General features: G+C 60.5%; 16 protein-coding genes and 6 tRNA genes. 16 read left to right on the top strand and 6 right to left on the bottom strand.

All coding sequences use genetic code 11. From position 1 onward, the window contains the following. The first annotated feature begins 31 nt into the window (after positions 1 to 31). The 16 genes from glmU (at position 32) to ppdK (ending at position 19,479) form a co-directional block, all read left to right on the top strand. Positions 32 to 1,441 carry a bifunctional UDP-N-acetylglucosamine diphosphorylase/glucosamine-1-phosphate N-acetyltransferase GlmU gene (gene glmU, locus ABGT66_RS06580; RefSeq protein WP_346689648.1) on the top strand — a complete coding sequence of 470 codons (1,410 nt, stop codon included), beginning with the start codon at positions 32 to 34 and terminating at the stop codon, positions 1,439 to 1,441. A 49-nt stretch (positions 1,442 to 1,490) separates the two neighbouring features. Continuing rightward, positions 1,491 to 2,462 carry a ribose-phosphate pyrophosphokinase gene (locus tag ABGT66_RS06585; protein ID WP_294191963.1) on the top strand — a complete coding sequence of 324 codons (972 nt, stop codon included), beginning with the start codon at positions 1,491 to 1,493 and terminating at the stop codon, positions 2,460 to 2,462. Positions 2,463 to 2,515: 53 nt separating this feature from the next. Beyond that, positions 2,516 to 3,181 (top strand): 50S ribosomal protein L25, encoded by a 666-nt coding sequence (locus ABGT66_RS06590; protein WP_294191961.1) that lies wholly within the window; start codon positions 2,516 to 2,518, stop codon positions 3,179 to 3,181. 199 nt (positions 3,182 to 3,380) lie between these two features. Next, positions 3,381 to 3,965, top strand: coding sequence for an aminoacyl-tRNA hydrolase (gene pth / locus ABGT66_RS06595; RefSeq protein WP_300261049.1), 585 nt, complete (start codon positions 3,381 to 3,383; stop codon positions 3,963 to 3,965). Further along, the gene (gene mfd / locus ABGT66_RS06600) at positions 3,952 to 7,065 is read left to right on the top strand and encodes a transcription-repair coupling factor (RefSeq protein WP_346689650.1); all 3,114 of its coding nucleotides are present in this window, start codon (positions 3,952 to 3,954) and stop codon (positions 7,063 to 7,065) included. Before pth ends, mfd begins: the two co-directional genes overlap by 14 nt. After that, positions 7,066 to 7,902: a nucleoside triphosphate pyrophosphohydrolase gene (gene mazG / locus ABGT66_RS06605; protein WP_346689652.1), complete on the top strand. Its 837-nt coding sequence runs from the start codon at positions 7,066 to 7,068 to the stop codon at positions 7,900 to 7,902. Positions 7,903 to 7,921: 19 nt separating this feature from the next. Beyond that, entirely contained in the window at positions 7,922 to 8,155 is a 234-nt protein-coding gene (locus ABGT66_RS06610) for a NifU family protein (protein WP_294191950.1), read from the top strand. A gap of 14 nt (positions 8,156 to 8,169) precedes the next feature. After that, the gene (locus tag ABGT66_RS06615) at positions 8,170 to 9,177 is read left to right on the top strand and encodes a PhoH family protein (protein WP_346689654.1); all 1,008 of its coding nucleotides are present in this window, start codon (positions 8,170 to 8,172) and stop codon (positions 9,175 to 9,177) included. Further along, complete coding sequence (locus ABGT66_RS06620; protein WP_346689656.1) at positions 9,128 to 11,242, top strand: HDIG domain-containing metalloprotein; 2,115 nt, start codon at positions 9,128 to 9,130, stop codon at positions 11,240 to 11,242. Before ABGT66_RS06615 ends, ABGT66_RS06620 begins: the two co-directional genes overlap by 50 nt. Next, positions 11,217 to 11,708 carry an rRNA maturation RNase YbeY gene (ybeY, locus tag ABGT66_RS06625; RefSeq protein WP_346689657.1) on the top strand — a complete coding sequence of 164 codons (492 nt, stop codon included), beginning with the start codon at positions 11,217 to 11,219 and terminating at the stop codon, positions 11,706 to 11,708. The genes ABGT66_RS06620 and ybeY overlap by 26 nt, the downstream gene beginning before the upstream one ends. A gap of 1 nt (position 11,709) precedes the next feature. Beyond that, the gene (locus tag ABGT66_RS06630; protein ID WP_346689659.1) at positions 11,710 to 12,141 is read left to right on the top strand and encodes a cytidine deaminase; all 432 of its coding nucleotides are present in this window, start codon (positions 11,710 to 11,712) and stop codon (positions 12,139 to 12,141) included. Further along, positions 12,138 to 13,052 carry a GTPase Era gene (era, locus tag ABGT66_RS06635; RefSeq protein WP_346689661.1) on the top strand — a complete coding sequence of 305 codons (915 nt, stop codon included), beginning with the start codon at positions 12,138 to 12,140 and terminating at the stop codon, positions 13,050 to 13,052. The genes ABGT66_RS06630 and era overlap by 4 nt, the downstream gene beginning before the upstream one ends. 173 nt (positions 13,053 to 13,225) lie before the next feature. Further along, positions 13,226 to 13,765, top strand: a complete 540-nt coding sequence (locus ABGT66_RS06640; RefSeq protein WP_346689662.1) for a DNA repair protein RecO C-terminal domain-containing protein — start codon at positions 13,226 to 13,228, stop codon at positions 13,763 to 13,765. Positions 13,766 to 13,810: 45 nt separating this feature from the next. Then, positions 13,811 to 14,710 (top strand): glycine--tRNA ligase subunit alpha, encoded by a 900-nt coding sequence (gene glyQ / locus ABGT66_RS06645; RefSeq protein ID WP_346689664.1) that lies wholly within the window; start codon positions 13,811 to 13,813, stop codon positions 14,708 to 14,710. Then, entirely contained in the window at positions 14,710 to 16,764 is a 2,055-nt protein-coding gene (gene glyS / locus ABGT66_RS06650) for a glycine--tRNA ligase subunit beta (RefSeq protein ID WP_346689666.1), read from the top strand. The genes glyQ and glyS overlap by 1 nt, the downstream gene beginning before the upstream one ends. Before the next feature lie 81 nt (positions 16,765 to 16,845). Next, the gene (gene ppdK, locus ABGT66_RS06655) at positions 16,846 to 19,479 is read left to right on the top strand and encodes a pyruvate, phosphate dikinase (protein ID WP_303150099.1); all 2,634 of its coding nucleotides are present in this window, start codon (positions 16,846 to 16,848) and stop codon (positions 19,477 to 19,479) included. Between the two features lie 625 nt (positions 19,480 to 20,104). Here the strand turns inward: ppdK and ABGT66_RS06660 are convergent. The 6 genes from ABGT66_RS06660 to ABGT66_RS06685 all read right to left on the bottom strand — a co-directional run bounded on the left by ABGT66_RS06660 (position 20,105) and on the right by ABGT66_RS06685 (position 20,683). Further along, positions 20,105 to 20,179: transfer RNA gene (locus ABGT66_RS06660), tRNA-Gly, on the bottom strand. A 57-nt stretch (positions 20,180 to 20,236) separates the two neighbouring features. Continuing rightward, positions 20,237 to 20,313 (bottom strand) — tRNA-Asp (locus ABGT66_RS06665). Between the two features lie 32 nt (positions 20,314 to 20,345). After that, positions 20,346 to 20,420: transfer RNA gene (locus ABGT66_RS06670), tRNA-Gly, on the bottom strand. A 13-nt stretch (positions 20,421 to 20,433) separates the two neighbouring features. Continuing rightward, positions 20,434 to 20,509 (bottom strand) — tRNA-Phe (locus tag ABGT66_RS06675). Between the two features lie 6 nt (positions 20,510 to 20,515). Next, positions 20,516 to 20,592, bottom strand: a tRNA-Asp gene (locus tag ABGT66_RS06680). A 16-nt stretch (positions 20,593 to 20,608) separates the two neighbouring features. Further along, positions 20,609 to 20,683 (bottom strand) — tRNA-Val (locus tag ABGT66_RS06685). Positions 20,684 to 20,717 lie beyond the last annotated feature (34 nt).

The following is a 20,717-nucleotide window of genomic DNA, read 5'->3' on the forward strand; positions in this document are numbered from 1 at the left end:
ATCTGGGGCGTTTCTGAAAGGGGCAGGAATCGTGAATCAGCCTGAAAAATCGTGCGGGGTGCTCCTGCTGGCCGCGGGCAAAGGCACGCGAATGCGCAGCAAAACTCCCAAGGTCCTTCATCTTATGTTGGAAGAACCGATTCTTTATTATCCCCTGAGGGCCTCTCTCGACGCCGGGTTCGAACATACGGCCGTAGTGGTCGGCTATGAAGGCGAAGCGGTCGAGCACTGGGTCAAAGAAAACTTCCCCGACTCTTCTATAATCTGGCAGCGCGAACAGCGTGGCACAGGTCACGCAGCGAAGCTGGCCCAGGAATGGTGGAGCGCCTACGAGAACGTGATAGTGCTCGCAGGCGACGCGCCGCTGATAACCTCCGAGACTCTCAAATATTTGGCTGAACGGCACATTTTAGGCGGCAGCGACTGCAGCTTCCTAAGCTTTGTGCTGGACGACCCGACGGGATACGGGCGCGTGATACGCGACGGCGATAAGGTCCGCGTGGTTGAGCACAAAGACGCGACCGAATCAGAACGCGCCGTGCGCGAGGTCAACAGCGGCATGTACATATTCCGTACGGAGGCGCTCGCCTCCGTCATCGACGATTTGTCCTGCAAAAACGCTCAAGGCGAATATTATCTGCCCGACGCGCTTGCGCTCATCGCCGCGCGCGGCGGCAAGGTCGAGGCGGTACTCGCCGGAGACTCGGAACAGTTCCTCGGCATCAACGACCAGATACAGCTCGCGAACGCGTCGCGCATAATGCGCGACAGGATCGTATTCTCTCTTATGAGAGACAACGGCCTTCACTGCATGGACCCGTCGAGCGTGTGGATAGGGCCGAAGGTAAAGGTCGGACGCGACGTTACGATACACCCATCAGTTCAGCTTTGGGGTGAGACAGTCGTAGAGGACGGCGCTTTCATCGGAAGCTTCTCCGTTCTGCGCAATTCCGTCGTCCGTGAAAACGCGAATCTGAAAGGCTCGGTGCGCCTCAACGACTCGACCATAGGGCCGCGCGCCTCAGCCGGGCCGTTCTCCTTCATGCGCGAACACGGCGAACTGCTTGAAAACGCGCACATGGGGCGTTTCGTGGAGATAAAAAAGAGCGTCGTCGGCAAAGATTCAAAGGTGCCGCATCTCTCGTACATCGGCGATACCGTGATTGGCGAGAACACTAACATAGGCGCCGGTACCATAACCTGCAACTACGACGGCGTCAAGAAGAACAGAACCAAGATCGGCAGCAACTGTCTCATCGGCAGCGACACCATGTTCGTCGCGCCGGTTGAAGTCGGTGACGAAGTCTCGACGGCTGCGGGATCGGTTATCACGAACCGTATACCGGACGGCGCCCTCGGCGTCGGCCGAGCGAGACAGTCTAATATAGAAGGCTGGAGCGAAAGGCGCAGAAAAAAGTTGACGGAAGGTAAGGTTTCGTAGCCGAAGGGCGCGGAGCTTTGTTCTTAATTTCTTAAGGAGGATAATCGATATGTCCGCAGGATTGAGAGAAGTAAAAATATTTTCTGGCAGCGCCGACCCACAGTTTGCGGAGAACATCTGCATGAATCTCGGCGTGCCGCTTTCGGCGTCGAAGCTTTTCCGTTTCTCGGACGGAGAGATCGGCGTTTCCATAGAAGAAAGCGTGCGCGGTGCGGACGTATATGTCGTTCAGCCGACCTGCGAGCCGGCCAACGAGCACCTTTTCGAACTTCTGATAATCGTCGACGCGCTCAAGAGGGCGTCGGCCTACCACGTTAACCTCGTCATGCCCTATTTCGGCTACGCGCGCCAGGACAGAAAGACGCGCTCGCGCGAGCCTATCACGGCGAAGCTCGTCGCGAATCTTCTTGAGAAGGCCGGAGCCGACCGCGTGATTTCCGCCGACCTTCACGCCGGACAGATACAGGGCTTCTTCGACATCCCCGTCGACCACCTCACCGGCATTCCGCTTCTTGCCTCCTACTTCCGCAGGACGCTCTCGGCAGAGATGGAGCAGGGGCTCGTCACCGTCGTTTCGCCGGACATCGGCGGCGTCGTCCGCGCGCGCAAATTCGCGGGACAGATGAACAACGCCGACCTCGCCATCGTCGACAAGCGCCGCTCGCATGAAGTTGCTAACCAGTGCGAGGTCATGGAGATAATAGGAAACATCGAAGGCAAGACCTGCGTCCTCGTCGACGACATCATCGACACGGCGGGAACGATAGTCAAGGCCGCCGAGGCCCTCAAAGAGAGAGGCGCGAAGGAAGTCTACGCCTGCGCGACGCACGGCGTCCTCTCCGGCCCCGCCATCGACAGGCTGCGCGACTCCGTCATCAAGGAAGTCGTCCTCACCGACACGATTCCGCTCAAGGAGCACAAGAAGATCGACAAGATCCGCCAGCTCCCCATCGCGCCGCTCTTCGCGGAAGCGCTGAGAAGAATCCACTCCGAGCATTCGGTAAGCATTTTGTTCCGTTAATCAACGGAAGAAATCTTTCATAAAAGTTTTAAAACCATTGAGGAGGAAACACCATGGCATCAAAGCATCAGACTGTAAAACTCGAATTCGCGAAGAGAGAGGGGACGGGCAAAGGCACCTGCCGCAAGCTCCGCTCCAAGGATCAGCTTCCCGTCGTCCTTTACGGTCCCGAATATAAGAACGGACTCGCCGGCGTCATCTCCGCGAGAGCCGTAGCGCCCGTGGCGAACAGCGCCCACAGAGAGACGACGCTCATCGAGCTCGACTTCGCCGACGGCGGCAGCGCGACCGCCCTTATCCGCGACGTACAGCGCCACCCGCTCACCCGCCGCGTAATCCACATCGACTTCTATCAGGTCCTCAAGGGACACATGATCAAGGTCGAGGTTCCTATCCGCGTCATCAACGAAGAGCTCTGCAAGGGCATCAAGGACGACGGCGGAGTCCTCGTCTACGGCGAGCGCGCCATCCTCGTCGAGGTCCAGCCGAGCGACATCCCCGAGGAAATCGTATTCGACGCCCAGGCCCTTGAGGTCGGCTCCGAAGTATTCGTCAAAGACCTCGCCCTTCCCGAGGGCGTAACCGCCGTCACCGACGCCGACCTGCTCGTCCTCCACGTCGAGCAGCCGAAGGAAGAGGCTGAGGCGGCTCCGGCTGAGACCGAGGAGAACACCGAAGTCGAAGTCGTGGCGAAGGGGAAGGCCGCGAAGGAAGAATAACCCAGACCTCTTCCGTTCGACCGTTTTCTGCGGCCCGGCTGCGCCCGTCCTGCGCGGCGGAAGTTTGCGCCGCGGGGGAGATTTCTTCCCCCGCGCGGAAATTCCGGCGCGCGCCCTCGCTTCGAGGGGCGGAGGCCGGGCCGCGGTTTTTTTGCGGATTCGCGGAAAATCCGACAATTTATAGAAAGACCTGTCATATATGAAACTGATAGTCGGCCTGGGCAATCCGGGCTATCAATACGTATGGACGAGACATAACTCCGGCTGGATAATTGTCGACTCCTTCGTCGCGCGTCTCGGCCTCGGCGAACCGCAGATAAAGTTCCGCGGCGCGTACTGGGGGCCCGCGATATGCTGCGGCGAGCGCGTCGGCTTTCTCGAGCCGCACACGTACATGAACCTCAGCGGGCTTTCCGTCGGCGAGGCCGCGCGCTACCAGAATCTCGAGCCTTCGGACATACTCGTGGTCTCCGACGACGTGGCGCTGCCGTTCGGGCGCATCCGTATGCGCAAGAGCGGCTCCGCGGGCGGCCAGAACGGACTGAAATCGGTCCTCGGCGCGCTCGGCACGCTCGACGTGCCGCGCCTGCGCATCGGCGTCGGCTCTCCCGACGTGAAGATGGACCTCGCCGACTGGGTGCTCGCAAAGATACCCCAGGACCAGCGCCGCGAATGGGGCAAAATCGAGGACGCCGCGTGGGAGGCGCTGAACCTCTGGCTCACTGAGGGAATCGACGCCGCGATGACGAAGGCCAACGGTTTCAGACTAAATGCCGGAGAATAAGTCTCTTTACGCAGGAAGCTCGCTCGCCGTTCTCGACGACGGCCTCTGGTACAGAAACAAGGGCGTCCACCTCGCGTCGAAGGGCGCGATGCGCCCTTGGGTCTGCCGCGATATAGACTTCCCTCTACTCGCGCTCCTTCCCGACGCGCGCCAGGTGCGCGACTTCGCCGCCGACGCGGACGAGCTCGGAGTGCTCGGGCGCGTCAAGGTGCTGCCCGAGCTGCCTATGTCCGAGGACGAAACGCGCGGCGACGCGCAGAAGATGGCGCGCGGCGACGTGCTCGAAGATTTCAAGTACCGCGGCGGCGTCCTCGCCGCGACCCCGGCCTCGCTCATGTCTCCTTTTTCGACCGGAGGCGATTTCCGCGAGCTCGAGGTGGGGAAGGAGGCGGGGCGCGACCGCCTCGCAGACTGGCTCGCGCAGAAGGGCTACGAACGCGGCGACCTCGTCTGGACGCCGGGGCAGTTCGCCGTGCGCGGCAGCATCGTCGATATATTCAGCCCCTCCGACATGTATCCGATCCGCGTCGAGTTCTTCGACGACGAGGTCGAGGATATACGCTACTACGTCCCCGACACGCAGAAAAGCCTCAAAAATATAAAAAAATGCTCGATACAGAGCCTAGTCGCCAAGAGCGACAACGTGCTCGAAAACTACTTCCCGAAGGATATGCGCGTGCTCTTCTTCGACCCGCACGGCCTCGACATGACGGCGGAGAACTCCGTATGGCTCTGGAACAACCTCGACCGCGACAGGAAGGACGCCGTGCCGTGGGAGCGCTGGGAAAAGATATGCGCCGCGCTCGCGGCCTACCGGCGGCTCCGCATCCTGCCGGACGTGAAAAACTGCGCCGCGCGCATGAGCGTTTCGCAGTTTCCGAACTTCCGCGGCAAGCTGCGCGAGGTTGAGAGCTACTGCCTTTCGCTGATAAACGACGGATATAAGATAAAGGTTTTTTCCGAGACGGAGCGCAATCTGCAATGGGCCGCCGTCAACGGCTTCGAGCAGAAGCGCGGCGTGCTCAGCGAGGGCTTCATAGATTCCGAGTCGCGCACGGCTGTAATCACCGACCTTGAATTATCCGGCATCACAGTCGCGCGCCGCCGCATCGAGAACCACGCGCCCGCCGACTGGGGCGCGGGGCTCATGCCCGGGCAGTGGGTCGTTCACGACGATTACGGCGTCGCGCGCTACTTAGGCGCTGAGCAGGTGAAGACCTCCGACGGCGAGCAGGAGTACCTAGTGCTGCAGTTCGCCGAGGAACGCCGCCTGCTCATCCCTGTCATGCAGTTCCACAAGATTTCGCCGTGGTCGCCATTGCCCGGGCAGGAGCCGGCGGCGGACAGGCTCAAGGGCTCGCTCTGGAAAAAATCGGCGGCGAAGGCGCGCGAGATGGCGGAGCGCGTCGCCGCGGAGCTGATAAAAATTTACGCGGAGCGCGAGGTCAGCAAGGGCTTCGCTTTCCCGGAGAACCGCGAGATGATGCGCGAGCTTGAGGAAAGCTTCCCGTACAAAGAGACGGCGGACCAGCTCCGCGCCATCGAAGAGGTCGAGGATGACATGGAGCGGCCCGTGCCGATGGACCGCCTCGTCGTCGGCGACGTAGGCTTCGGAAAAACCGAGGTCGCGATACGCGCGGCGGGCAAGGCGGCCTTCGCGGGCAAGCAGACCGCCATAATGGTGCCGACGACGCTGCTCGCGCAGCAGCACTTTGAATCCTTCTCCGCGCGCTTTGCCGAAACCGGCGTACGCGTCGAGACAGTCTCGCGCTTCGTCACGCCCGCGCGCCAGAGGAAGATACTGGCTGACCTAGCCGACGGCAAGGTAGACATAATCATCGGGACACACAGGCTGCTTGCTGACGACGTAAAGTTCAAGGACCTCGGCCTCGTGATAGTCGACGAGGAACACCGCTTCGGCGTCATGCACAAGGACCACATGAAGAAAGCGTTTCCCGGCGTCGACATGCTCATGCTCTCGGCGACGCCGATACCGCGCTCGCTCTCGCTCTCTATGAGCGGCCTGCGCGACATGTCCGTGCTCCAGACGCCGCCGCAGCGCCGGCTTCCCGTCATCACCGTCGTCCGCCCCTTCTCCGAGGAGCTTCTGAAAAACGCCGTGCTCCGCGAGAAGAACCGCGGCGGTCAGATATTCTTCGTACACAACAGAATAAGCGACATAGAGGAGCGCGCCGTGATGCTAAAGCGCCTCTTCCCGAAGCTGAAGATAACCGTCGCGCACAGCAAAACGCCAGAAGCCGCGCTCGAAAAGATAATGTCCGAGTTCGCTGCGGGCGTGACGGACATCCTCGTCTGCACGACGATAGTCGAAAGCGGCCTCGACATACCCGCCGCGAACACGCTCATCGTCGACGATGCGCAGGAGCTCGGCCTCGCGCAGATGTACCAGCTGCGCGGGCGCGTCGGACGGCGCGAGGACCAGGCCTACGCCTTCCTCTTCTATCCGAACGACGTGCATATCTCCGTCGAGTCGAGCGAGCGCCTCGAAGCTATAGCGGAGCTCGACGAACTAGGCGCGGGCTATCAGCTCGCGCAGCGAGACCTGCAGATACGCGGCGGCGGAGACCTCGTCGGAATCTCTCAGCACGGCAACTCCACGAAAATCGGCTACCAGCGCTACTGCGATCTGCTCGCGGAGGAGATTGCGAAGATAAAGGGAACCTACAGGCCGCAGATAGAGCTCGAGGTCGGCTTCCCCGTCTCGATACCGGCGAGCTACCTTCCGCAGGAGAACCTGCGCGTCACGCTCTACCGCAGAATGCTCAAGGCCGAGTCCGACGGCGAGGTTCGCGCGCTGCGCGAGGAGACCGCCGACCGTTTCGGCAAGCTGCCGCCCGAGGTGGAGTTCCTCTTCGACGCGGCTGCGGTTCGTAACGCGGCATACAGGTACGGAATCACGAAGGTCCTCGCGGGCCGCTACGAGCTGATAGTATTCTGCACGCCGGACGAAAATTGGGAGAAGCTCGCGCTTCCGCAGCGCTGGCGCAAGCGCGCCGACGGCCTCATCGGCCCGGGCGGCTTCGCCGGGATGCGCGAAATGGCGCAAATGCTGTGCCGCAGGGACGCAGCCGCGCAATAAATGATAAAATATAGCGGAATTGGGGGAATGTGCGTGACGCAGAACGAAACCGCGATGGCGGAAAAATTTGTGAAGCTGGTTAACGTTATGAAAAAGCTCCGCGAGCCCGACGGCTGCCCGTGGGACAGGGAGCAGACCTACATGTCGCTGCGGCGCTACATAGTCGAGGAAGGCTACGAGCTGATACAGGCGATAGAGGACGGCAACGTTCCGAACATGTGCGAGGAGTGCGGCGACCTCATGCTTCAGGTCGTCTTCGTCTCGTGCATGGCCGAGGAGCGCGGCGACTTCACCGTATGCGAGGTTCTCGACGGACTCACAAACAAGCTGATACGCCGCCACCCGCACGTCTTCGGCGAGGTACACGTCGATAATTCCGACGACGTGCTGAAAAACTGGGAGCAGATAAAATCCGCGGAGCGCAAGAAGAAAGAAGAAGACTCGTCCTACATGGCGGGAATCCCGCGCGGAATGCCCGCGCTGCTGCGCGCATACCGCATACAGGAGCGCGCCGCGAAGCCCGGCTTCGACTGGCCCAAGGGCGACTGCGCGCCGGTGATGGCGAAGGTCGAGGAGGAAGTTGCGGAGCTCAAGGAAGCCGCCGCGTCGGGCAACAAGGCGAAAATCGAAGAAGAGCTCGGCGACCTGCTCTTCGCTTCGGTGAACCTTTCGCGCCACCTCGGCGCGGACCCGGAGATAACGCTCCACCGCGCCTGCGAGAAATTCGCGGCGCGCTTCAGAAAAGTGGAGAAGTCCGTGGAAGAGTCGGGCCGTCCGTGGAAGGACTTCACGCTCGACGAACTTGAAGAATTCTGGCAGAAAGCGAAAAATCAATAAAACCACTGGAGGAATTGCAATGACCACAGAAGAGAAAATCAAAGACGTACTCGCCAACAAGGTTTCGCCCGCGCTTCAGATGCACGGCGGCGACTGCTCGTTCGTGAAATACGACGAGCCGACGGGGACGCTCTACGTCGCCATGCAGGGCGCATGCGGCACCTGCCCCTTCGCGCTCGAGACGCTCCGCATGACCGTCGAACAGGCGATTATCGCCGAGGTGCCCGAGGTCAAGGCCGTAGAAAGGGCGTAGGCTCCACGGAAATAATGAAAGAAACAAGCCGGGAACCGGAGACGCTCCTGTCGTCGACGGACGCCTCCGTAGTCCGGCTGCTCGCCGAACATGACGAAATACTGCGCCTCGTCGAGCAGATCTTTCCCGTAAAGGTCTACGCGCGCGGCAGCTCCCTCTCGATAAAGGGGGGCGACGGGCAGCTGGTCAAAAAAATCGAAAACCTGCTGGTTCAGTACGCGGAGCTCTCGCTGTCGGGACACAAGTTCAACAGCGCAGAGATCCGCTACGGGCTGCACAGCATAGAACGCGGCGAGACGGTCAACCTGCGCTCGCTCTACAACGACGTCGTCTGCATAAGCAACAGGGGCAAGGCGATACGCCCCTACACGAACGGACAGAAGGACTACGTCCGCGCGATACGCGAGAACGACATAACCTTCGGCATCGGCCCCGCGGGCACGGGCAAGACCTACCTCGCCGCGGCGCAAGCCGTCGCATACCTCAAGTCGGCGAAGGTGAGCCGCATAATACTCGTGCGCCCGGTCGTCGAAGCCGGAGAACGGCTCGGCTATCTTCCGGGCGACATGAACGAGAAGGTCGCGCCCTACCTCCGCCCGCTCTACGACGCTTTTTACGAGCTTCTCCCCGCGGAGAAGTTCGACCGCTACTTCGAGAAGGGCGTTATCGAGCTCGCGCCGCTCGCCTACATGCGCGGGCGCACGCTCAACGACAGCTTCATCATCCTCGACGAAGCTCAGAACACGACGCCCGAACAGATGAAGATGTTCCTGACGCGCCTTGGCTTCGGCTCGAAGGCCGTCGTCACGGGCGACATAACGCAGGTCGACCTGCCCGGCTCGAAGGAGTCCGGGCTCAAAGTCGTGCGCGATATTCTGAAAGACATCCCCGGAGTCGCCTTCATCAACCTCAGCGACGGGGACGTCGTGCGTCACGAAATAGTGCAGAGAATAGTGAGGGCGTACGAAGACTATGACAGACGGAGAAGAGAAGAAAAGCAGCCTGCTGCTGGACAGCTTTAAGGAAGTCCTCGGCAGGTTCTCATACAGGCCGGAGAACCGGCAGTACATCATATTCCGCGCCATACTGCTCTGCGTCGCGGCGCTGCTCGTCGGCTTCAACTGGTACCTCTTCGAACGCAAGGAGAACTACCAGATAGGGCTCCCGGCGCAGAAGACTTACTTCGCGCTCACGTCGGCGCGCTACGAGGACAAGGCGGCGACGCTCGAGCTGCGCCAGCGCGCGACCTCGCGCATAATCGCCGTCATGGTGCAGGACGAGAAGATAGCCTCCGAGGTGTCGCGCCGCATCGAGCTTCTGAAGGACGGGCGTCTGACGGAGCTCTTCAACGCGCCGCTGCTGAACATCTACAACAAGCAGAGCGCCGCGTCGCAGAAAGCGATAAGCGAGGCCGTCGCGTCGATAGGGCCGAAGGTGCTCAACGAATCGGCCGACCGCGAGCAGCAGACCTCGCTGATATGGAAGTACCTCAAGCAGACGGCTCTGACGCAGTCGGAGCGCAACGTCGCCTTCCAGATGCTCGACGTAATCATGAACCCGTCGCTCCAGTCCGACAGCGAGATGCTGATGAAGCTCAAGGACGACGTGGCTGCGCAGATTCCCGCCGTAATCAAAGAGATACGCCCCGGCTCCGTGCTCGTCCAGAAAGGCGAGGTCGTCACGCCGTCGACGGCGCGGCTGCTTGCCTCGCAGGGCTATCCGGACGCGGACTTCCCGTGGCGGCATCTGATATTCGTGCTCGGCGTGATAGTCGTATGGAGCTTCTGGCCCGTCTGGATATCCTCCGGCCTCAAGGAGAAGCTCTCGATGCGCGAGTGGATATACATCGCGGTCGTCCTCTCCGTCGTCTGGACGCTCGAGGTCGTCTTCGCGCGCCTCGGCGGCTACTCGATGGCTGTGCTCGGCCTCACGGGCTGGCTCTGTCTCACGATGCCGGTCTCGCTGTCCTTCCACGTGATATTCGGCGGCGGCCTGATAAGCGTCATCATAGGCTACGGGACGAACCCCGGCGTCGTATGCCTCGGCTGCATACTCGCGGGCTTCTCGGGCGGCATAGGGCGCATAATGTTCCTGAACCCGCCGAACCACCGCATCACGATATGGCGCAACCTCTTCCTGCTAGGAATAGCGCTCGGCGTCGTATCGGTCTGCGTTTACTGGGGGCTCGACCTGTACTTCGACCGCAACATAGCCTTCGGCACGGTGCTCTTCAGCGCCGTCTGGGCGACGATCGTCGTCGCGCTGCTCCCGCTGTGGGAGAACATCTTCGACGTAATCTCGCCGCTGCGCCTGCTTGAGCTGAGCCACCCGTCGCAGCCGCTCATCAAACGCCTGCAGATGGAAGCCCCCGGCACCTACAACCACGTGCTGATGGTCGGCACGCTCGCCGAAGCCGCGGCGGACAAGCTGCACATGAACGGCCTCTACGTAAAGGCCGGCGCGTACTATCACGACATCGGCAAGCTTAAGAACCCGCAGTATTTCGTCGAGAACCAGCGCCCGGGCAAGAACATCCACGACAGCCTGCCGCCCGAGCTCTCCGCGAAGGTGCTCATCTCGCACGTGAAGGACGGCCTCGACATCGCGGCGCAGACGAACCTTCCGAAGGCGCTGCGCCCCTTCATACGCGAGCACCACGGCACGACGATTCAGAAATATTTCTACGAAAAGGCCAAGGCGCTCGGCGAGGACGTGAAGGAAGAGGACTTCCGCTATCCTGGGCCGCGCCCGCAGACGCGCGAGACGGCGCTCGTGATGCTCGCCGACTCCGTTGAGGCTGCGATAAAGGCGCGCAACAAGCCCTTCGAGAGCGACGACGAGCTGTCCGCCTTTATCAGGCAGGTCATACAGAGCAAGGTGGACGCGGGGCAGATGAACGACGCGGACTTCACGCTGCGCGAGATAGCGAACATCGAGGAGGCCTTCCTCAACGTATTCCGTTCGACCTATCATTCGCGCGAGGTCAAGGACATCAACGAGATAATAAAAGAGGCGCGGCGCAAGCGCGGCGGCTCCGAAACGGCGAAGGAGGACGAAAAAAATGAAAACGACGATACACTGCGGTGATCTGCGCGGCGGGGCTGAGAACCTCTGGAACGCCGGAATGGCCGAACGCATTGAGAAGGTCATATCCGACTATATCGAAGCGGAGAAGCCTCTGCCCGAGGCGGCGCAGGAGTGCGAGATATCGCTGACCTTCGCCGGAGAGGCCCAGATGGCCGAAATCAACAAAGAATACCGCGAGACGGAGGGGCCGACCGACGTGCTCTCCTTCGCAATGTGGGAGAACGAAGAGGGCGCTTTCGAGCCGCCGGCGGACTGGGAGAGCCTTCCGCTCGGCGACATAGTCGTATGCCCCGAGGCGGTCGCGAAGAACGCCGCGGAGAACGGCAAGAGCGTCGAGAGCGAAACGGTCCTCGTCATATGCCACGGCTTCCTGCACCTCATCGGCTTCGACCACGCCGAAGAGGACGAGCGCGCCGATATGTGGGCGCGGCAGGAGCGCATGGTCAAGGAATTTTTCGGAGAATAACATGAGCGAGAAGAAGGAGAGCGCCGCTCTCCCGGCAGAGACCGCGGAGATGCTGATGGCCGAGGCCGAAAAGGCGCGGGCCAGGGCCTACGCGCCCTACTCGGGCTTTTCCGTCGGCGCGGCGCTGCTGTTCGAGGACGGGAGCGTCGTCTCCGGCTGCAACGTCGAGAACGCGAGCTACAGCCTGTCGATATGCGCGGAGCGCAACGCTATGACCACCGCCGTGGCGATGGGGCTGACGCGCCCGACGGCGGCCGCCGTCGCCGGGCCGGACGGCGTATTCTGCCCGCCCTGCGGCTCGTGCCGCCAGTTCCTCGCGGAGTTCAACGGCGCGATGCCGGTGGTTATCAAGGACGCGCGCGGCTTCCGCATAATCGCGCTCGACGAGCTGCTCCCCTCCGGATTTTCGCTGAAAGACGGTGAAACAGAATGAGCTCTGAACATTACAAAAGCGGATTCGTCGCGCTTCTCGGACGGCCCAACGTCGGCAAGTCCTCTATAATAAACGCGCTGCTCGGCGAAAAGGTCGCGGCCGTCTCGCCGAAGCCGCAGACGACACGCAACGCCGTCCGCTGCATATACACGACGGACAACGAACAGATTATATTCGTCGACACGCCCGGCATACACACGCCGAAGCACGCGCTCGGCGACTTCATGATGAAAGAGGCCGAAGAGGCCCTCATGCAGGTCGACGCAATATGCTACGTCGTCGAGGCGCAGGACAGGGCCGTGAGCGAGAAGGACCGCGTGATTTTAGCGGCGCTCGCGGGCGTGAAGCTGCCGATAGTCCTCGCGGTGAACAAGACCGACAAGCTCGGAAACGCCGCGGATTACATGAAAAGCGCGGAGGTTTACGCGAAGCAGATAACGCCGGCCGCGGTCGTCCCCGTCTCGGCGGCGGAGAAGCGCGGTCTGAAGGAGCTTGCGTCGGCGATAAGCTCCGTGCTCCCCGCGCAGCCCGCGATTTATCCCGAAGACATGCTGATGGACTCGACGGAACGCTTCTTGGCGTCCGAGGTCATACGCGAGAAAATATTCCGCCACACAGACGAAGAGGTGCCGCACGGCGTCGCCGTCGTCATAGACGAGTTCAAAAGCCCCGACGAATATCCCGAGCTCAAGGTCTGCACGATACGCGCCACCGTGGTCGTCGACCGCCCGGGGCAGAAAGGCATCATAATAGGAAAGAACGGTGGCATGCTCAAACTGATAGGCAGCGAGGCGCGCGCCGAGCTTGAAGAGAAGTTCGGCTATAAGGTGTTCCTCCAGCTCTGGGTGAAGGTGCGTCCCGGGTGGCGCAAATCTCCTGAAGAGCTGCGGCGGCTTGGGTACGGCGCGTGATCGCCGGACAGCTCCGTCAGGGATACTATCAGGCGAGCGGGACCGTGCTCCTCAGGAAAGAAGCTTCTAGGGGAGGGCGGTCCCTTCTGTTATTCCTGCGCGGCTTCGGTCCCCGCTGGGCCGGAGCGCCTTCGGCCGGCGGGAAAAACCGATTCGGAGGCGGCGCGGAGCCGATGGTGTGGGGAGCATTCTCGCTCTATCAAAGCCCGTCTCGGCTATATGTACAGTCCGTCGACGTGAAAGAAGATTTTCTGGCGCTGCGTAGGTCGCCCTCCGCGCTGCGCTGCGCCGCGCGCATATATAAGCTCACCGCAGGCGAAACTCCGCAGGGCTGCGAAAACGACGGCCTGCTGCGCACGCTTTGGAGCGCGATGCTCCAGCTCAGCGCTGGAGCTATGCCCGCCGCCGTGGAATTCCGCTACAAGTGGCGTCTGCTCGCCTCGATGGGCATGGCCCCGTCGCTCGAATACTGCGCCGGCTGCGGCGAAAGACTCACGCGCGGCGGCGTCTTTACCGACGAAGGGATACTCTGCGGACGCTGCGCCGCGCAGGCGAAAGGTCTGCCGCTTTCGGAGCGTGAGCTGACTATTATGCGCGCCGCTGCGGCCCTTTCGCATGATAAGTTTGTGGAATGGAGCGCAAACTGCGGCTTCGAAGAAATTTTTGCGACAAATATAAAAAAATTGTCGTCATATTTTAGAAACTTGCTGTAAAATGAGTCAGTAATTATTTGTCTACCATAAGGGAGGTAAGAGAAGGTGAACTTTCAGGATCTAATTATGCGCCTGGAACATTTTTGGGCTTCTCAGGGCTGCGTAATACAGCAGCCGTACGATTTGGAGGTAGGCGCTGGTACTATGAATCCGGCCACGACTCTGAGAGTCCTCGGTCCGGAACCATGGCGCGTCGCATACGTCGAACCGTCGAGAAGGCCGACCGACGGGCGTTACGGCGAGAACCCGAACCGCCTTCAGCACTATTACCAGTATCAGGTCATCATCCAGCCGGCTCCGGACAACATCCAGGAGCTGTACATCGAGAGCCTTAAATACCTTGGCATTGACCCGGCCGAGCATGACATCCGCTTCGTCGAGGACGACTGGGAAAACCCGACCACCGGAGCCTGGGGGCTTGGCTGGGAGGTCTGGCTCGACGGAATGGAGATAACCCAGTTCACGTACTTCCAGCAGATGGGAGCCGTCGATATGGACGTCGTCCCCGCAGAGCTGACCTACGGGCTTGAAAGAATCACGATGTTCGTCCAGAAGGTCAACAACGTCTATGACCTTCAGTGGGTCGACAACGTCACCTACGGCGACGTGCATCACAAAGGCGAGGTCGAGCATTCGACATACAACTTCGAGGTCGCCGACACCGACATGCTTTTCGAGCTTTTCAACAAGTATGAAGCTGAGTCGAGAAGAGTGCTCGAGACGGGGCTTGTGCTTCCCGCCTACGACTACGTGCTCAAGTGCTCGCATTCGTTCAACCTGCTCGACGCGCGCAACGCGATAAGCGTCACGGAGCGCACGAGCTACATCAGCCGCGTCCGCACGATTGCAAGCGCCTGCTGTAAAGCGTATCTCAAGCAGCGCGAAGAGATGGGCTACCCGCTGATGCATAAATTCGACAAATTTATAAAAGGAGGCGCGCAGTAATGACCGACCTTCTGTTTGAAATAGGAACCGAAGAAATCCCCGCGAGGTTTATGCCCAAGGCGCTCGCCGACCTCGCGCAGTACGCCGCGGAAGAGCTCGACGGCGCTCATATCGCCCACGGAGAGATAAAATCTGAGTGCACGCCGCGCCGCCTCGTCCTCAAGGTCAAGGACGTCGCCGAACGTCAGGACGATGCAGTCGAAGTCTCCAAAGGACCGCTCAAAGCTCAGGCATTCGACGCCGACGGAAATCCGACGAAAGCCGCGCAGGGCTTCGCGCGCAGCCGCGGAATCGATGTCTCGGCACTGAAGGTCGAAACGATCGGAAACGCTGAATACGTCGTCGCTGAGAAGCGCACCGAGGGACAGCCCTCAGCCGACGTGCTTCCGCAGCTCCTTGAGAAAATCATGCACCGCCTCTCCTTCCCGAAGAGCATGTACTGGGCGGAGAAGACGGTCCGCTTCGCGCGTCCCGTCCGCTGGCTAGTCGCGCTCTACGGAGACAAGCCGCTCGAAGTAGCCTTCGGCGGAGTCAAGAGCGGCACGACCTCGCGCGGGCACCGCTTCATGGGCAAGGAAGCCGTCGAAATCAAGGACACCGCCTCCTACGACGCCGCGATGCGCGAGAACTGCGTCATCACCGACCCCGAGGAGCGCAAGGCCATGATCCTCGCCGGAGTCGCCGAGATAGAAAAAGAACTCGGCGCGAAGGTCACGGTAGACCCCGAGCTGCTCGAAGAGAACGTACACCTCAACGAGTACCCGATACCCTTCTACGGAAGCTTTGAGAAGGAATTCCTCGACATCCCCGCCGAGGTGCTCATCCTCTCGATGGCGAAGAACCAGCGCTACTTCCCGGTCCACGGCGCGGACGGCAAGCTTATGCCGAACTTCATCGGCGTCAGCAACAACCGCGCGAAGGACATGAGCGTCGTCCGCGAAGGCAACGAGCGCGTTCTGCGCGCGCGCCTCTACGACGCCGCCTTCTTCTGGAAAGAGGACCAGAAAAAGTCCCTCGACGCCCACGCCGAGGAGCTCAAGAACGTAACCTATCAGGAAAAGCTCGGCACCGTCTACGACAAGGTGCAGAGAATAAAGAAGCTCACGCTCTGGCTCGCCGAGACGCTCAAGGCCGACGTCGACATGGCGAAGCTCTCGCGCGCCTGCGACCTCGCAAAGGCCGACCTCGTCACCAACATGGTCTACGAGTTCTCCGACGTACAGGGCATCATGGGCCGCGAATACGCGCGCAAGGCCGGAGAGCCCGAGGAAGTCGCGCTCGCTATCTACGAGCAGTATCTGCCGCGCTACGCCGGCGACGAACTGCCCTCTCAGATGGGCGGAGCCCTTCTCGGCATCGGCGAACGCCTCGACACCCTCTCCGCCATCTACAAGATAGGCATGGAGCCGACCTCGTCGCAGGACCCCTACGGACTGCGCCGCGCCGCGAGAACCATCAACGAGCTCATTTGGGGCCTCTCGCTCGACATCGACCTCGACGAAGCCCTCGGCATGGCGGCGGAACTGCTTGAGATGCCGCAGGAGCGCCTCGAGAAGCTCAAGGCCTTCATCGCGCAGCGCCAGCAGGTACAGCTCCGCGAGAAGGGCTTCAGCCACGAAGCCGTAGCGCTCGCCGTGCAGACCGCGCCGTCGCGCCCGCTCCAGCTCTACCGCCTCGCCGAAGTCCTCACGAAGGCCGCCGGCGAGCCGTGGTTCGCAGAGCTCGTCACAGCCGCCGTCCGCGTAAAGAACCTCCTCGCGAAGGCGGAGGGCGAGCCCGGCAAGGTAGACCCGTCGAAATTCGTCGCGGACGCCGAGCGCAGCCTCTACGAGGAGCTCGAAAAGCTCACCGGCAAGGCGCACGAAGCGGTGGAAAAGTGCGACTGGGAGACGCTCGCCGCGATAATGGCGGAGCTCGCGCCGGTCATCGCGCAGTTCTTCAACGACGTCCTCGTCATGGACAAGGACCCCGAAATCCGCGCGAACCGCATAGCGCTCCTCAGCGCCTGCCAGACGTTCTTCATGCAGATAGGCGATTTCAGCATCTTGAAATAAGAGCCGTCTGTGATATAAATTATACTGTAGTCAATAACGGCCGGAGCCGTTAAATCAAACGATACATTGGGAGGTAACTTGATGTCGTCAACTAAGTACATCTACGATTTCAGCGAAGGCAGCGCGGACATGCGCCTGCTCCTTGGCGGCAAAGGCGCGAACCTCGCGCAGATGTGGAAGATCGGGCTTCCGGTGCCGCCGGGCTTCATAATTACCACTGAGGCGTGCCATCAGTACTGGAAAGAAAACGACTTCATAGCCGGAATCTGGAGCGATGTGGAAGCCGCCATCGGCCGCGTAGAGAAGCTCACCGGAAAGAACTTCGGTTCCTCCGAGAACCCGCTTCTCGTATCCGTCCGTTCAGGAGCCCCCGTCTCGATGCCCGGCATGATGGACACCATACTGAACCTCGGCCTCAACGACGACACTGTGAAGGCCCTCGCGAAATCGTCCGGAAACGAGAGATTCGCCTACGACAGCTACCGCCGCTTCATCCAGATGTTCTCGGACGTCGTTCTCGGCGTGGATCTCGACAAATTTGAAAAGCGCCTCGAGCAGGCGAGAGACGCCGCGGGAGTCAAGGAAGACTACAAAATCCCGGCCGAAGAGCTCAAGAAGCTCGTCGAAGACTACAAGCAGATAGTCGCCGACGCCGGACACACCTTCCCGACCGACCCGTGGAAGCAGCTCCGCCTCGCCATCGACGCCGTCTTCCGCAGCTGGAACACGCCGCGCGCCATCACCTACCGCAAGATCAACAACATCCCCGAGGACTACGGCACGGCGGTCAACGTCGTAACGATGGTATTCGGCAACCTCGGCGACGACTGCGGCACCGGCGTCTGCTTCACGAGAAGCCCCTCGACCGGCGAAAACAAGCTCTTCGGCGAATATCTCATCAACGCGCAGGGCGAAGACGTCGTCGCGGGTATCCGCACGCCTATGCCCATCGCCTCGCTCGGCGAGACCATGCCGGAAGTCTACAAGCAGTTCTGCGATATAGCGAAGCTCCTTGAGAACCACTACCGCGACGCCCAGGACATCGAGTTCACGGTAGAGAAGGGCAAGCTCTACATACTCCAGACGAGAAACGGAAAGCGCACTGCCGCCGCTGCCGTCAGAATCGCCATGGATATGCTCCACGAGGGCCTCATCGACGCCGAGACCGCCGTTTCGCGCGTCGCCCCCGAGCAGGTCGAGCAGCTGCTCCATCCGCAGCTTGACCCGAAAGCCAAGCGCAACGTCCTTGTCAAGGGACTTCCCGCCTCTCCGGGCGCGGCCGTCGGTAAAGTCGTATTCGACGCCGACGAAGCGGCCGAGCGCGGCGGAAAGGGCGAGAAAATCATCCTCGTCCGTCCCGAGACCACCCCGGACGACATCCACGGACTCTTCGCGGCCCAGGGCGTCCTTACGAGCCACGGCGGAATGACGAGCCACGCGGCCGTCGTCGCCCGCGGACTCGGCAAGCCCTGCGTCTCCGGAGCCGAAACCGTAAAGATCGACCTCGCCGCCGAAACCTTCACCGTCGGCGACGTGACCGTCAAGAAAGACGAATACCTCACCCTCGACGGAAGCAACGGCGACGTCATAGTCGGCAAGATGGAACTCATCGACCCGCAGTTCGACGACAACTTCCGCGAGCTCCTCGACGATGCCGACAAGATCGCGAAGCTCCAGGTCTGGGCCAACGCCGACACGCCGGAAGACGCCCGCCGCGCCCGCGCCTTCGGAGCGAAGGGCATCGGCCTCTGCCGCACCGAGCACATGTTCATGGACGCCGACCGTCTGCCCGTCATGCAGGAGATGGTAGTCGCCTCGACGAAGGAAGAGAGAATCGTACAGCTCGACAAACTCCAGGTCATGCAGGAATCCGACTTCTACGGAATCTTCGAGGCCATGGAAGGGCTGCCCGTCACCATCCGTCTCCTCGACCCGCCGCTCCATGAGTTCCTTCCGAAGATACCGGAGCTCACGAAGGCCCTCGAGACCCTCGACCCGAACAGCGCCGAGGCTCAGAAGATACAGGCGACCATCGCCCGCGCCCGCGAACTCCACGAGCAGAACCCGATGCTCGGCTTCCGCGGATGCCGCCTCGGCATGATCTATCCTGAAATCTACGAGATGCAGGTACGCGCCATCTTCGACGCGGCGTGCAAGCTCACGAAGAAGGGCGTCAAGGTCATCCCCGACATCATGATCCCGCTCGTCGGAACCAAGTTCGAGATGAAGGCCATGCGCGACCTCGTGGACGAAGTCGCGAAGCAGAAGCTCGCCGAGCACGGCGTAGAGCTCGAATACATGGTCGGAACCATGATAGAGCTCCCGCGCGCCGCGATGGTCGCCGACCAGCTCGCCGAGTACGCACAGTTCTTCAGCTGCGGAACCAACGACCTCACGCAGACCACCTTCGGCTACTCGCGCGACGACGCGGAAGGCAAGTTCCTCGGACAGTACGTCGAAATGGGCGTCTTCGAGCAGAACCCATTCGCGCAGCTTGACCGCGACGGCGTAGGCGGACTCATGACGATAGCCGCCGAAAAGGGCCGCAAGACCCGCCCCGGAATCCAGATCGGAATCTGCGGCGAACACGGCGGAAACCCGTCGAGCATTGCGTTCTGCAACTCGCTGAACTTCAACTACGTCAGCTGCTCGCCGTTCCGCGTCCCCGTAGCGAGACTTTCCGCAGCCCTCGCCGCAATGGGAGTAATCAAATAACAAACTACGCACAGCGTAACTAAATCAACACCGCGCCCCGTCGTCATACGACGGGGCGCGGTGTTTGTCTATATTACAGTCGCTTAACTACACAATAAAAACTATGTCATGCCAGCAAAGCTTGCGGCTGGCATCTCCGGCATGAATCGTTAGCGGCAGAAACGAAGCGTATAGGGTACTTTACTCTGCCTCAAACGTCTTATGGCCCCTCCAAGCAAAAGATTCTTGGAGCAGGCTGTGCATAAAATTCACGCGGCTGCATATTTTGCATATTTGCCCTGTGCTTATGTTAGTCAAGTTATATATAAAAATCACTCCATACTATGTCTGGAATTAGTAATGCTAATAGCGCTATGAGCGGAAGCTCATCTGATCTATTATAAGGACGTCCGCATGCGTTTTAGCGGCGCACAGAGGCGGCCTAACAGGGCAGTATGAAGACTGGAACAGGCAGAACCCCGCGAAGCCTCCACGAAAGAAAAGGATTCGAAATATATAGACATCACGGTATCATAGGCAGATTGAACAATGAAACTCAGGACGTCAAATCCGCATTCCCGCATTATCAGTATGGAACATGTAAATATTTAATTGTATAAACGAGGTTGCTAGAAAGGCAAAAAAATGGAGCGGAAGACGGGATTCGAACCCGCGACCCCAACCTTGGCAAGGTTGTGCTCTACCCCTGAGCTACTTCCGCTTACTTCTTTATTATATCATTTTTTATCAGCTTTGTGCTGATTTCCGCCTTAAAAAGTGGCGGAGCTGACGGGACTTGAACCCGCGACCTCCGGCGTGACAGGCCGGCGCTCTAACCAATTGAGCTACAGCTCCACGCCTATGACTCAATGTCAAGTTTCTTAAAATGGAGCGGAAGACGGGATTCGAACCCGCGACCCCAACCTTGGCAAGGTTGTGCTCTACCCCTGAGCTACTTCCGCGTCTTTTAATAGATGGTGGCGGGACCCAGAATTGAACTGGGGACACACGGATTTTCAGTCCGTTGCTCTACCTACTGAGCTATCCCGCCATAGAGTGGCGGAGCTGACGGGACTTGAACCCGCGACCTCCGGCGTGACAGGCCGGCGCTCTAACCAATTGAGCTACAGCTCCACTCTTGTTGCGCTTTTGGTGGGCGGAATAGGTTTCGAACCTACGACCCCCTGCGTGTAAGGCAGGTGCTCTCCCGCTGAGCTATCCGCCCGCGACATTGTTGCTTGCCCGTACCGCATCAGCGA

The organism is uncultured Cloacibacillus sp. (assembly GCF_963926575.1).
Taxonomy (GTDB): Bacteria; Synergistota; Synergistia; order Synergistales; family Synergistaceae; genus Caccocola; species Caccocola faecigallinarum.